Raw genomic sequence first — 14,303 nt, forward strand, 5'->3', positions numbered from 1 at the left:
GTGCTGACGGTTTCGAGCGAGATCGAGCGCATCGGCCTGTCGCGTCCCGACCTCGTGCGGGAGCAGGCCTTCATCGGCGGGCGATGGGTCAGCCACGAAGACCAGATCGCGGTGATCAACCCCGCCAATGGTCGGACCTTGGGCGCCGTGCCGCGCCTGGGCGCGCAGGCCGCCGAGCAGGCGGTCGCCGCCGCCCATGCCGCCTTTCCCGCCTGGCGCGGACTGAGCGGCAAGCAGCGCTCGGTGATCCTGAAGCGTTGGCACGGATTGATCCTCGATCACGCCGAGGATCTGGCCCGGCTGATGACCGCCGAGCAGGGCAAACCCTTGACCGAGTCCCGGGGCGAGGTGGCCTACGCCGCCTCGTTCATCGAGTGGTTCGCCGAGGAGGCCAAGCGCGCCTATGGCGTGACCATCCCAGGGCACCTTGCCGACAAGCGCCTGCTGGCGTTGCAGGAACCGGTGGGCGTGGTGGGCGCGGTGACGCCGTGGAACTTCCCGGCCGCGATGATCACCCGCAAGGTCGGACCGGCACTGGCCGTCGGCTGCACGGTGGTGCTGAAGCCTTCGGAACTGACCCCGTTCTCGGCCTTGGCGCTCGCCGTGTTGGCGCAGGAGGCTGGGGTCCCGGACGGGGTCTTCAATGTGGTCACCGGCGACGCCGCGCCGATCGGAGAGGTGCTGACCACCGATCCGCGGGTGCGCAAGTTCACCTTCACCGGATCGACCCCGGTCGGAAAGATGCTGGCGGCCCGGTGCGCGAGCACCGTCAAGCGGGTCTCCCTGGAGCTTGGCGGCAACGCCCCATTCATCGTCTTCGACGACGCCGATCTGGAAAAGGCGGTCCAGGGGGCGATGGCCTCGAAATTCCGCAACGCCGGCCAGACCTGCGTCTGCGCCAATCGGATCTATGTGCAGGCGCAGATCTACGACGCCTTCGCTGAGCGGCTCACGGCCGCCGCCAAGGCCCTGGTGATCGGCGATGGTCTTAGCGACGACATCGGCCTTGGTCCGCTGATCGATGAGCGGGCGATCGCCAAGGTCCAGGCCCATGTGCGCGATGCGCTGGATCGCGGCGCGCAGCTGAGGACCGGAGGAGAGGCGCTTGATCTCGGCGGCTCGTTCTTTGGTCCCACGGTGCTGACCGAGGTGCCGGCGGACGCCCTGCTGTGCCGGGAGGAAACCTTCGGGCCCTTGGCCGGACTGGTGCGCTTCACCACCGAAGCCGAGGTGATCGCCATGGCCAACGCCACCACCGCCGGGCTGGCGGCCTATGTCTACACCCGCGATTCCAGCAGGTCGTGGCGGGTCACCGAGGCGTTGGAATACGGGATGGTCGGGGTCAACACCGGCCTGATCTCCAGCGAGGTGGCGCCGTTCGGCGGGGTCAAGGAGTCGGGGCTCGGCCGGGAAGGCTCGCTGTTCGGCATCCGCGACTATCTCGACACCAAGACGGTCTGCATCGAGGTGGAGCCGGGCTGAACGGTCAGGCCATCGGCCTGCTGAAGAATTGGCGTGTTGCCTGCGGCGCCGACCGCGACGGCTTTCGCATCTGCTCGCCGGCGTGGGGCCGCCGAGGTTGCTTTTGGGGTGATGACGATGAAACGAGACGACAAGAACCTTGGAATGGACCGGCCGATCGCGCGGCGGGACTTTCTGGCCGGCGCGGCGGTGGCCGTGGCGGCCTCGACGACGTTCCAGCCCGGATCGGCCGCGGCCCAGGTCGCCGGCGGGGCTGGCGCTCCGGCCGGCGGTCCTGATCCGGCCTATTATCCTCCCAAGCTGACCGGCTTGCGCGGCCAGCATGTCGGCTCGTTCGAACAGGCGCACCAGGCGCGCGACGGCGGGTTTTCGCCGGGCGCCGCGGCCGCCGACACCGGCGAGAGCTATGATCTGGTCGTCGTTGGCGGTGGGATCTCGGGCCTGTCGGCCGCCTATTTCTATCGCGAGATGATGGGCGAGAACGCCAGGATCCTGATCCTCGACAACCACGACGATTTCGGCGGTCACGCCAAGCGCAACGAGTTCCGTCACGAGGGCCGGGTCTATCTCGGCTACGGCGGCACGATGAGCATCGAGACGCCCTATCCCTACAGCTTCACGGCGCGGTCGCTGATCAAGGACCTGGGGATCGATGTCCCGGCCATGCAGCGCAAGGTCAACAAGGACCTCTACAAAGGCCTGGGGCGCGGCACCTTCTTCGACAAGGAGCACTTCGGCGTCGACCGTCTGGTGGTCGGGCAGGGGGTCAAGCCGTGGCCGGTCTTCCTGAAGGAAGCGCCGCTGAGCGCCAAGGTGCGGGCCGATCTGCTGCGCCTCCACACCGACAAGATCGACTACATGCCCAGCCTCGACCCGAAGGGGAAGGCGGCCGCCCTGAAGGCGATCAGCTACCAGCAGTTCCTGATCGACCATGTGGGGATTACGCCGGCGGCGCTGCCCTTCTTCGCCGGCCAGGGTTTCCGCAACAACATGCGGGTCGACACCTGCCCGGCCTATATCGCCTCCAGGTCGCGGGCCCCGGGCTTCGCCGGCATGGTGATCGACGGCGAGCCGGCCTTCGAGACCGAGTATGACGCCCACTTCCCGGACGGCAACGCCACCATTGCGCGTCTGCTGGTCAACCGGCTGGTCCCGGAGGCGCTGCCAGGAGTCCTGGACGCCGACAGCGTGGCGACCGCGCGGGTCGACTACGCCAAGCTCGACCGCGCGAACCAGCCTGTCCGCATCCGGCTGAACAGCACCGTGGTCCTGGCCGAGCATGAGGGCGACCCCGCCACCGCCCGATCGGTGAAGGTGGTCTATTCGACCAATGGCGAACTGCGCAGCGTGCGCGGGGCCAATGTGGTGATGGCCTGCTTCAACAATATCATCCGCTTCATCGTGCCTGGCTTGCCGGAGCCCCAGAAGCAGGCCCTGGCCTACGCCTCCAAGGTGCCGATGCAGTACACCAACGTGTTCCTGCGGAACTGGAAGGCGTTCAAGGCGCTGGGCATCCAGAGCGTCTCGGCCCCGACCGGCTATCACAGTAATTTCGGCCTCGACATCCCGGTCTCGATGAAGGGCTACGACTTCGCCTCGAACCCCGATCAGCCGATCGTCGTCCACATGGGGCGCAACCCCAACACCCCCGGATTGCCGCGCAAGGAGCAGCACCGGCTCGGGCGGATGGACATGCTGGCCACGCCGTTCGAGACCATCGAACGGGAGATCCGCTCGCAGATGGCGCGCAGCCTGGCTGGCGGCGGTTTCGATCCGGGCCGGGACATCCTGGGGATCACCGTCAACCGCTGGCCGCACGGCTATTCCTACACCTACGACACCCTGGGCGATCCGGCCTTCGCCGAACACGAACGGCCGCACGTCATTGGGCGCAAGGCTTTTGGACGGATCGCCATCGCCAACGCCGACGCCGGCGCCGCGGCCTTCACCAATGAGGCAATCGACCAGGCGCAACGCGCGGTTCACGACTGCCTCTACAGTCGCGGCCTTGTCTAAAGCTTGGGCCCCGCTGACGGCGCCGCCGGATTGATCAGTTCAGGTCGGTGGCGCCCAGGCGGCGCGCTGGTGACGGTCGGTCACCGGGACGCTTGCAATTTGGCGTCTTGGGCCAGCCGGCGGCCTTGTCATGAATAGGATCGACCATCTGGCCGTAGTGGGGACCGGAGGCGACCCGACGGAGGAATTGCGTGATGAGCGGCTCGATCAAACCTGAGGAGGGGGACGGCCTCGGCCGTTCGCTGAAATCGCGGCACGTCTCCATGATCGCCATCGGCGGGATCATCGGCGCGGGTCTCTTCGTCGGCAGCAGCACCTCGATCGCGACGGTCGGTCCGGCGGTGGTGATCAGCTATGCGATCGCCGGGCTGCTGGTCCTGCTGGTCATGCGGATCCTCAGCGAGATGGCCATCTCCGAGCCGGGCGTCGGCTCGTTCACCGAGTTCGTGCGCCTGGGCCTCGGGGACTGGGGCGGGTTCGTCACCGGTTGGCTCTATTGGTATTTCTGGGTGGTGGTCGTCGCCATCGAGGCGATCGCCGGCGCGGTCATCTTGCGGCAATGGCTGCCGTTCGAGACCTGGCAGATCGGGCTGGTCCTGCTGACCGCGCTGACCGCGGTGAACCTGACCTCCACACGGTCCTATGGCGAGTTCGAGTTCTGGCTCTCCTCACTCAAGGTCGCCGGCATCATCGCCTTCATCGCCATCGCCGGCGCCTACGCCTTCGGTCTCAACGGGACCGGCGCCATGACCTTCTCCAACCTCATCGCCCACGGCGGGTTCGCGCCCTCCGGCCCGGTGGCCGTCCTGGCCGGCGTCACCAGCGTGATCTTCGCGCTGACCGGCGCCGAGATCGCCACCATCGCCGCGGCCGAGGCCGATGAGCCGGAGAAGACCATCGCGCGCATCACCAGCTCGGTCGCCGCGCGGATCCTGCTGTTCTATGTGGTCTCGATCTTCCTGATCGTCTCGGTGGTGCCGTGGACCTCGATCCAGGCGGGGATCTCACCCTTCACCACGGCGCTGGAAGGCATGAACATCCCGGGCGCGGGCGTGATCATGAGCGTGATCGTCCTGATCGCCGTGCTGTCCTGCCTCAACTCCGGCCTCTATGTGACCTCGCGGGTCCTGTTCGTCCTGGCCTCGCGAGGCGACGCGCCGCAGTTCCTGGTCGATGTGAACAGCCGCCGCGTCCCGGTCCGCGCGATCCTGGTCGGCAGCCTGTTCGGGTATCTGGCGCTGGGCGCCTCGGTGCTCTCTCCGCAGGTGGTGTTCAGCTTCCTGGTCAACGCCTCGGGCGCGATCATGCTGTTTATCTATGTCCTGCTGTGCCTGGCCTATCTCAAGCGCCGCAAGCTGCTGGATCAGGCCGGCGTCGCGCCGCCGGCGATCAGGATGTGGTTCCATCCCTGGTCGACCTACGGCGTCATCCTGGGCATCGGCGGGGTGCTGCTGGCCATGGCCGGCACGCCGGAACTCGCCAGCCAACTCTATTCCAGCCTGTTCGTCATGGCCCTGGTCGTGGCGTGCTACCTGGTGGTTCGGCGGCGCAGGGCCCGGTTGACGGCGCTCGCCAGTCGCTGACGCAGCGCGGTCAGGCCGGCCCTTTGACCTTGGCCTGACCGCCGCTCCTGAGATCGGAAGCTCCCGCGTCATGGCGTTCGCGCCGTGATGAGGGCGCCTGCGGCCTCGCGGGCCGTTCCTCGCGCCAAAGCTGTCTGCGCGGCCAAGTAGAGTGGTGACGACATAGCACCGTCCAGCCCTCTTTTTGGCTCCTTCTCATAAAGTTACAGGACGGCAACAGTCTAAAAGCCAACGACGTGGCGTGTCTTGAATTGATCCGCGTCGAGGTTGGGGACCGTAAGCTTAAAAACTGTGCGATGTCGCGCCGGACGGCTGCCGATTGGGCGCCGCGCGTCGGTCTAACACTGTATTGGCTTTTCCATATGCTCAAAAACTGGGGGATCGATTTGCGCAATTATAGAAACACATCCTGCTATCTGGCCTTGGCCACGGCCTTGATGTTCGCCGACAGCGCATCTGCGCAGCAGGCGTCGAACGCGGCCGGGGGTGAGACCGACGTCGAGACCCTGATCGTCACCGGCACGCGCCGGACCGACCGCTCGGTCGCCGACAGCGCGGTTCCGATCGACGTCCTGTCGGCCAGCGACCTGGCCCAGCAGCCGTCTGGCGACATGAACGTGATGCTCCGCAACCTGGTGCCGTCGTTCAACGTCGGTCGCTTCGTCGGGATCAATTCCGACGGCTCGGCCTTCGTGCGACCGCCCACCCTGCGCGGCCTGCCGCCGGACCAGATCCTGGTGCTGGTGAACGGCAAGCGCCGTCACCGCTCGGCCCTGGTGCAGATCAACGGCGGCGCGCTGGCCAGCGGCGCCCAGGCCGTCGACCTGGCGCAGATCCCGTCCATGGCTATTGAGCGTGTCGAAGTGCTGCGTGACGGCGCCTCGGCCCAGTACGGCTCGGACGCCATCGCCGGGGTGATCAACTACAGCCTCAAGCGCAACAACAGCGGCGTCGAGATGGCTGCGAAGTATGGTGAATATTACAAGGGCGACGGGGGCTCGACCCAGCTGTCGGCCAATATCGGCCTGCCGATCACCGACCGGGGCTTCATCAGCGTCAGCGGCGAATATCTGCGCAGCCTGGAGACCAGCCGCGGCGGCGACCGGCCCGGCGTCCTGGCTCTGCGGGGCACCCGGCCCGACATCGCCTCGCACATCAAGGATCCCGCCCAGCGGATCGGTGATCCGGACGTCGAAGCCGGCCGCGTCTTCATCAACAGCGCCTTCGAGATCTCCGAGGCCGCCGAGCTCTACGCCTTCGGCAACTACGGCAAGAGCCACCAGGAGTCGGAGTTCAACTTCCGCCAACCCTATTCGGCGGTCGGCGTCGCCCAGAGCGGCGTCGGAACTCAGCTCTATCCGGCCTCGTCGGTGTTCAACACCATCTATCTCGACCAGCTGCCGAACGGCACATACGACGTCTCGGGCAAGACCTTCAGCTTCCTGTCGGTCTTCCCCTACGGGTACAATCCGCGCTTCATCGGCGACATCAAGGACATGTCCCTGGCGGGCGGGATCCGGGGCACGCTCGGCTCGGGCCTGCGCTACGACATCAGCGCCAGCCGTGGGCGCAGCGAGGTCGTCTATCACATCAACAACACGCTGAACCTGTCGCTCGGCCCCAACTCGCCGACCAGCTTCTACGCCGGCAAGCTGGTCGAGGAAGACACCAGCTTCAACGCCGACTTCTCCTATCCGCTGGAGATCGGGCTCGCGAGCCCGGTGACCCTGGCGGCCGGGACGGAGTACCGCAAGGAGCGCTACATCATCGGCGTCGGCGATCCGGCGTCCTATGCGGTCGGACCCTACGCCTTCCAGCGGCTGAGCAACGGCGGCACCGCCACCCAGGCGCCTTCGTCCAACGGCTTCCCGGGCTTCGCGCCGAAGTTCACCACCGACAGTTCGCGCGACAGCTACGCCATCTACGGCGACGCTGAAGGCGACATCACCGATGCGTTCTCGCTCGGCGTCGCCGTCCGTTACGAGCACTTCTCCGACTTCGGCGGCACCACCAACGCCAAGGTGTCGGGCCGCTACGAGTTGAGCGACACCTTCGCGGTTCGCGGCGCGGCCAGCACCGGCTTCCGGGCGCCGACCGCCGGGCAGCTCTACACCGCCGCCGGCGTCACCGGCTTCGTGGGGCCGAACCCAACGGAGAACGTGACGCTGCCGCCCACCGACCCGGCCTCGATCTTCTTCGGCGCCAAGCCGCTGACGCCTGAGAAGTCGGTCAACCTCAGCGGCGGCATGGTGTGGCAGCCGTTCCCCTCGGTGACGGTGACGATCGACTACTACAACATCAAGGTCACCGACCGTCTGGGCCGCTCGCAGCAGTTCCAGATCATCAACACCGCCAACCCGGCGGCGGAGGCGGCCACGCGTGAGAAACTGCGCGAGCTGGGGGTCACCAACTGGCAGACCATCGGCAATCTGGCTTACTTCACCAACGCCTTCGCCACCCGCACCCAGGGCCTGGACGTGGTCGCCAGCCATCGGCTGACGACCGACTTCGGGCGGTTCAACACCACGCTCACCGCCAACTACAACCAGACCAAGGTGATCGAGCGTAATCCCCTGATCATCAACGACGTCTCCAAGGGCAACCTGGAGAATTCGCTGCCCACGCTGCGGGGGTCGCTGACCGAGAACTGGAGCAATGGGCCGCTGTCGATCACGGCGCGGGCCAACTACTACGGCTCGTACGTCAACTACGCGCTGCCGGTGAACGGCGGGGTCCTGAAGTTCGGCGAGGAGATCACCCTCGACCTCGAGGCCCGCTACGAATTCGCCAATCACTACTCGGTGGCCATGGGCGTCGAGAACCTGCTCGACAACTATCCCGACCGGAACGCCAGGGCGCGGGGCTTCTATGCGCCGCAACCGGCCGGCGCGGCGGTGTCCAACTGGTACGAAAGCACCCAGTCGGCCGTCGACGGCGCGCGCTACTCCGACTCCGCGCCCTTCGGGTACAACGGCGGCTTCTGGTACGCCCGGGTGACCGCGAAGTTCTGACGCCTAGTCTCCGGGGCGACGCCCCGGAGACACTACAAGTCATGCGAACAGGGGCCTTTTCAGGCCCCTGTTTTGCGTTCTGAAGGCGCCGTCTTCGCGGCCGGCGCCGGCTACTGGACGGAGAGGGCCGCGTGCGCCAGGACGGCGCGCTCAATCGGCGGCTCGGCCATCTCCCGATCCTGCAGGAACGCCCCGGCCCGGGCCGCGAGCCAGTCGCGGAACTTGCGCATAGCCGGGCGGGCGACGGCGTCCTCGCGGGTGGCGAACACATAGGCGCCGATCTTCGCGCCGACCTCGCGGCCAGGCTGCTGGCCGACGACTTTCAGGAAGCCTTCGGAGATGTCGTCGGCGATCAGGAACGGATTGGCCAGGGCCACGCCCTGACCCCGGCGGGCGGCGTCTAGGGTGAGGTGGGCGTGCCAAAGCCGCGGGCCCAGCAGTCGTGCGCCGACGGCGAGGTCATGGGCGATGAACCAGGCCCGCCACTCCTCGTCGCTCTCTTCGTGCAGCAGGCGCAGGTCGACCAGGTCCCAGGGGGTCTTGATCGGCGGATGGGTCGCGATCCAGTCATGGCTGGCGACCGGAACGACGCTGGGTCTGGCGAAGGTCAGCCAGTCGACGCCGGGCGGGGGGCCGCCGCCGCCGATGTCGCGCACGAAGCGGATGTCGCCGTCGGCCTCGTCGGACCCGAACGCCGGGCTGGTGTCGGTCGGCCTCAGTTCGATCTCGATACCCGGATGCAGTTGCGCGAAGAGGTCGAGGTTGGCGGCCAACCAGCGGCTGGCGAAGCCCGGCACGCACCAGATCAGCAGCCGCTCGCCCTTCTGGGAGCCCACCACGTCACGGGTGGCGCGGGCGATGTCGGTGATGGAGGCGGCGATGGACTGGTGATAGTGCCGCCCGGTGGCGTTCAGGCGCGGGACCGAGGAGCTGCGATCGAACAGCGCCACGCCGAGCCACGCCTCCAGGGCGCGCAGGTGGCGGCTGACGACCGCGTGGTCGACCGAGAGCTCGAGCGCGGCCTTGCGGATGCCGCCCACCCGTCCCACGGCCTCGAAGGCGCGCAAGGATGCGAAGGGCGGGATAGCCCGACGGTCGGCGACGATGCTTGGCGCGCCAGGGCGCGGCGATTCGACGTCACTCATTATTGCGGCCCTCCCCAGGCCGGCGCGGAGCCCAACACAGGCGGTATTCCTTGTCAAAGGCGCTAGGGGGCTACAGTCGCATAGACCGTAATTCGCCTGTGGGATGTGCAGTTCGCACCACGGTCCGGCGCGATGCTCAGACGTCCCGCGCCGAGGTGTCGCCCGGTCACCAGACGGCGTGGCGTAAGCACCTCCACGGAATGGGCGGAACTTCCTACGTCAACAGTGACGCCGAAGCTCGCGCGGCGAGTTGCTTCCTGCGGAGGCCCGGCGCGCGGCCCAGGCCGATGTAAACCTACCCCGAGGCCTTCAGCCGGCGACGGCGAGGCCCTCGGCGCGCATTTCAGGAGCGGCAGTGACCATACCCAACGACTTGGAGGCCTACTGGCTTCCGTTCACCGCCAACCGCGCCTTCAAGGCCGCGCCCAAGATGCTGATGTCGGCCGACGGCATGTACTATCAGACCAACGACGGACGGCAGATCCTCGACGCCGTCTCGGGACTCTGGTGCTCAAATGCTGGGCACAATCGCCGCAAGATCGTCGAGGCTATTCAGAAGCAGGCCGCGAACCTCGACTTCGCCCCTCAGTTCCAGCTCGCCCATTCGATGGCTTTCGAGCTGTCGTCGCGGCTGGTCGCGATGGCGCCCGCCGGGTTCAGCCAGGTCTTCTATTGCAACTCGGGCTCCGAGGCCGCCGACAGCGCCCTGAAGATCGCGCTGGCCTATCATCGCGCGCGCGGGGAGGCCGGGCGCACCCGGCTGATCGGCCGCGAGCGCGGCTATCACGGGGTCGGGTTCGGCGGCATTTCGGTCGGGGGAATTCCGGCCAACCGCCGAACGTTCGGCACCCTGCTTCCGGGCGTGGATCACCTGCGCCATACGCTGGACATCGAGCGGAACGGCTTTTCGCGGGGGCTGCCCGAGCATGGCGTCGAACTGGCGGACGACCTTGAACGGCTGGTCGCCCTGCACGACGCCTCGACCATCGCCGCGGTGATTGTCGAGCCTGTCGCCGGCTCGACCGGGGTGCTGCCTCCGCCGGCCGGCTATCTGCAGCGCCTGCGCAAGATCTGCGACCAGCACGGCATCCTGCTGATCTTCGATGAGGTGATCACGGGCTTTGGCCGTCTGGGGACGCCGTTCGGCGCCGACTGGTTCGGCGTGACGCCGGACATGATCACCATCGCCAAGGGCGTCACGAACGGCGCCGTGCCCATGGGCGGCGTGATCACCCGGGAAGGGATTTTCGATGCGATCGCCGACGCCTCGAACGGGGGCATCGAGCTCTTCCATGGCTATACCTATTCGGGACATCCGTTGGCCTGCGCCGCCGCCATGGCGACCCTCGACGTCTATGAGGAGGAGGGCCTGTTCCAGCGCTGCGCGGACATCTCGCCCCACTTCGAGGACCAGGTGCACTCCCTGCGGGGCGTCGCCCACGTGACGGATATTCGGAACCTTGGATTGATGGCCGCGATCGAGCTGGCGTCGAGGCCTGGCGCGCCCGGCGCACGCGCAACCGAGGTGTTCAACCGTTGCTTTGATAAGGGCGTCCTGGTGCGGGTGACCGGCGATGTGATCGCGCTTTCGCCGCCGTTCATCGTCGAGCTCGCCCAGATCGACCACATCGTCGAGACCCTGCGCGAGGCGATCGGGGCGGTCGCCTGACCGTCCCGGTGATCGAAGCACACCAGCCCCGGCGCTGCTTGGCAACTTCACCGGACGCCCACCGGGCCCAAGATGGGGCGGCGCGCTGACGGGGCGTCCCAACGCCCGGGCGCGGCGTCTCACAAGACCCAACCGAACGGATCATGACGATGTCCAACGATCGCAGCCTTGGAATGGACCGGTCGATCAGTCGCCGCGACTTCGTCAACGGAGCGAGCGTGGCGGTCGGCGCGCTCGGCGTCCCCGGCGCGGCCTCGGCCGCTGCGGCGAAGCCCGCGGCGCAATCGGCCTATCCGCCGGCGCGGACCGGAATGCGCGGCAGCCATCCGGGCTCGTTTGAATCCGCGCACGCCTTGCGGGACGGCACGCTCGACATCGCCTCGGCGCGCGAGACCGACAAGACCTACGACCTAGTGATCGTCGGCGGGGGGCTGAGCGGCCTGGCGGCCGCCCACTTCTTCCTGAAGGACGTCGGCCCGGACGCCCGCGTGCTGATCTTGGAGAACCACGACGACTTTGGCGGTCACGCCAAGCGCAACGAGTTCCGTGTCGACGGCAAGCTGCTGGTGATCAACGGCGGTACGCTGAACATCGAGTCGCCTGAGCGCTACAATCAGTGGGCCAAGACCGTGCTCGACGACATCGGCGTCGATGTCGAACGCTATGAGCGCGCCAACAAGGACAACGACGCCCTCTATCGCTCGCGCGGCCTGGGCTCGGGCTACTTCTTCGACAAGGAGACCTGGGGCAAGGATCGCCTAGTGGTCGCCAAGCCCGGCGGCCGACGCGGAATGACCCCGGAAACCCTCGCCGCCACGCCGTTATCGGCCAAGGCGCAGGCCGACATGCTGCGGCTGATGAGCCCCGATCAGCCGGACTATCTGCCTGGCCTCACCGGCGCGCAGAAAATGGAGCGCCTGGCCCGCACCTCCTACAAGGACTACCTGCTCGAGATCGCGAAGGTCGATCCGCAGGTCTACTGGTTCTACCAGAACTCCGGCAGCGGGACGTTCTGCGTCGGGGCCGACGCCATGCCGGCCCTCTATGCCTGGGCGAACGGATCGCCCGGCTTCGCAGGCCTGAAGTTGTCGGCCCTGCCCGAGGGATTGTTCGCCGACCTGCCAGGCGGCCAGCACGGACGCCAGAAGTCCGGCGAGCGCGAGGTCCACTTCCCGGACGGCAACGCGACCGTGGCGCGGCTGCTGGTGCGCAAGTTGATCCCGGGCGCGATCGACGGCGCCAGCCAGGAGGATATGGGCCTGGCCATGGTCGACTACGGCAAGCTGGACGTGGAGGGGCAATCCACGCGGATCCGCCTGAACAGCACCGTCGTCAACGTCAAGCACGACGGGGACGTGGCCAAGGCCACCGAGGCCCTGGTGACCTATGTCCAGGCCGGCCAGCTGCAACGGGTTCGAGGCAAGGCGGTGATCATGGCCTGCTGGAACATGTTCATTCCGTACCTGGCGCCGGAGCTGCCGGCCGCCCAGCGCGAGGCCCTGGCCTATGGGGTCAAGGGGCCGCTGATCTACACCAGCGTCGCGATCCGCAACTGGCGCGCCTTCGACAAGCTCGGCGTCGCGCGCATCTCCAGCCCGTCCAGCTTCCACGAGTCGGTGGAGCTGACCGAGGCCGCCAGCCTCGGCGGGCTGCAACACGCCAAGACGCCGGACGAGCCGATCGCGCTGCATCTGGTCAAGGTCATGAACAAGCCTGGACTGCCCAAGCGCGACCAGCACCGCGTCGGCCGGGCCGAACTGTTGGCCACGTCGTTTGAGACCTTCGAACGGAACATCCGCGATCAGCTGGGCCGCACCCTGGGCGCGGGCGGTTTCGATCCGGCGCGCGATATCGCCGGCATCGCGGTCAACCGCTGGCCGCATGGCTACGCCTATACCTACAACAGCCTCTACGACCCGATGGAGTGGGCCTACACCCAGAGCCCGGAGCGTCCTTGCGTGGTCGGTCGCCAGCCTTACGGCCTGATTTCCATCGCCAATTCCGACGCCGCGGCCAGCCCGCACACCGACGCCGCCTTCCTGGAGGCTCACCGCGCGGTGAGCGAGGTGGTGGAGAAGCGCGTCTATCCGTTCGGTCGGCTCTGACTCCGAAACTGGTGCTCTGCGCGCACCAGTTTGCGGGTCCGAAGTCATCTAGGCGGGGCGAGCTCAAACGCCCATAGCAAAGAGGGGCGGGGGCGAGACTATCCGCACGTTCTCCAGAGTATCTCGGCGATGGCCGGTGGTGAATATCAGAGGATAGGCGATGCGTATTGGCGTCCCCAAAGAGATCAAGCATCACGAATATCGCGTCGGTCTGACGCCTGGCGCGGTTCGCGAGTATGTCGCGCGCGGCCATGAGGTTCTGATCGAGACCGGCGCGGGCCGAGCCATCGGCGCCCATGACGAGATCTATCGCCGGGCGGGCGCCGATATCGTGTCGAGCCCCGACGAGATCTTCGGCGAGGCGGAGATGGTCATCAAGGTCAAGGAGCCGCAGCCCGTGGAGTGGGCGCGTCTGCGCTCGGACCAGATCCTGTTCACCTACCTCCACCTAGCGCCCGACCCCGAACAGACCCGGGGCCTGATCGAATCCGGCTGCTCGGCCATCGCCTATGAGACGGTGAGCGACGGACGCGGCGGCCTGCCGCTGCTGGCGCCGATGAGCGAGGTCGCCGGTCGGCTGGCCATCGAGGCCGCGGCGTCCGCGCTCAAGAGCGTCAATGGCGGGCGCGGCCTGTTGCTGGGCGGGGTGCCGGGGGTTCCGGCCGCCCGGGTCGTGGTGATCGGCGGCGGCGTGGTGGGAACCCATGCGGCCCGCATGGCCGTGGGCCTCGGCGCCGAGGTCACCGTGATCGATCAATCCATTCCCCGGCTACGCCAGCTCGACGAACTGTTTGGCGGACGGGTGAGGACCTGTGTCTCGACCATGGAGGCCATCGAGCGCGAGAGTTTCGAGGCCGACGTGGTGATCGGGGCGGTGCTGATCCCCGGAGCCAGCGCGCCAAAGCTGATCACCCGCCAGATGCTGGGCCGAATGCGGCCAGGCGCGGTGCTGGTGGACGTCGCGATCGACCAGGGCGGCTGCTTCGAGACCTCGCGCGCGACCACGCACGACGCGCCGACCTTCGAGGTCGACGGGGTGATCCACTACTGCGTCGCCAATATGCCAGGATCAGTGCCGGCCACCTCGAGCGTCGCGCTCAACAACGCGACGCTGCCATTCGGCCTGGCGCTGGCCGACCGCGGGATGCGCGCGCTGGCGGACAATCCGAATCTCGCCGTCGGCCTGAACATCCATCAGGGGCGGATCACCAATCAGGCGGTCGCCGCCAGTCTGGGCCTCCCGTGCCGGCCCCTCGAAACAGCCTCGCTCCATTGACCGTAACGCCAGCCCG

Annotated in this window: 8 protein-coding genes; 7 read left to right on the forward strand and 1 reads right to left on the reverse strand. The window is 67.4% G+C overall.

Annotation, left to right across the window (positions count from 1 at the left end; genetic code table 11):
* From ASE02_RS06385 to ASE02_RS06400, 4 genes are all read left to right on the forward strand, one after another.
* Positions 1-1,482: an NAD-dependent succinate-semialdehyde dehydrogenase gene (locus ASE02_RS06385; protein WP_304438353.1), complete on the forward strand. Its 1,482-nt coding sequence runs from the start codon at positions 1-3 to the stop codon at positions 1,480-1,482.
* Positions 1,483-1,599: 117 nt separating this feature from the next.
* The gene (locus ASE02_RS06390) at positions 1,600-3,498 is read left to right on the forward strand and encodes an NAD(P)/FAD-dependent oxidoreductase (protein WP_200957619.1); all 1,899 of its coding nucleotides are present in this window, start codon (positions 1,600-1,602) and stop codon (positions 3,496-3,498) included.
* A 194-nt stretch (positions 3,499-3,692) separates the two neighbouring features.
* Entirely contained in the window at positions 3,693-5,081 is a 1,389-nt protein-coding gene (locus tag ASE02_RS06395; RefSeq protein WP_056732313.1) for an amino acid permease, read from the forward strand.
* Positions 5,082-5,467: 386 nt separating this feature from the next.
* Positions 5,468-8,092 carry a TonB-dependent siderophore receptor gene (locus ASE02_RS06400; RefSeq protein WP_200957620.1) on the forward strand — a complete coding sequence of 875 codons (2,625 nt, stop codon included), beginning with the start codon at positions 5,468-5,470 and terminating at the stop codon, positions 8,090-8,092.
* A 110-nt stretch (positions 8,093-8,202) separates the two neighbouring features.
* On the opposite strand, the gene ASE02_RS06405 is transcribed toward ASE02_RS06400, so the two are convergent.
* Entirely contained in the window at positions 8,203-9,237 is a 1,035-nt protein-coding gene (locus ASE02_RS06405; RefSeq protein ID WP_056732317.1) for a LysR substrate-binding domain-containing protein, read from the reverse strand.
* A gap of 355 nt (positions 9,238-9,592) precedes the next feature.
* On the opposite strand from ASE02_RS06405, the gene ASE02_RS06410 reads away from it, so the two are divergent.
* The 3 genes from ASE02_RS06410 to ald all read left to right on the forward strand — a co-directional run bounded on the left by ASE02_RS06410 (position 9,593) and on the right by ald (position 14,287).
* Positions 9,593-10,906 (forward strand): aspartate aminotransferase family protein, encoded by a 1,314-nt coding sequence (locus ASE02_RS06410; protein ID WP_056732319.1) that lies wholly within the window; start codon positions 9,593-9,595, stop codon positions 10,904-10,906.
* 149 nt (positions 10,907-11,055) lie between these two features.
* On the forward strand, positions 11,056-13,011 hold the full coding sequence (locus ASE02_RS06415) for an FAD/NAD(P)-binding protein (RefSeq protein WP_056732762.1): 1,956 nt from the start codon (positions 11,056-11,058) through the stop codon (positions 13,009-13,011).
* 160 nt (positions 13,012-13,171) lie between these two features.
* Complete coding sequence (gene ald / locus ASE02_RS06420) at positions 13,172-14,287, forward strand: alanine dehydrogenase (RefSeq protein WP_056732321.1); 1,116 nt, start codon at positions 13,172-13,174, stop codon at positions 14,285-14,287.
* Positions 14,288-14,303: the final 16 nt, after the last annotated feature.

Origin of the sequence: Phenylobacterium sp. Root700, from assembly GCF_001429025.1 — a bacterium.
Lineage (GTDB): Bacteria > Pseudomonadota > Alphaproteobacteria > Caulobacterales > Caulobacteraceae > Phenylobacterium.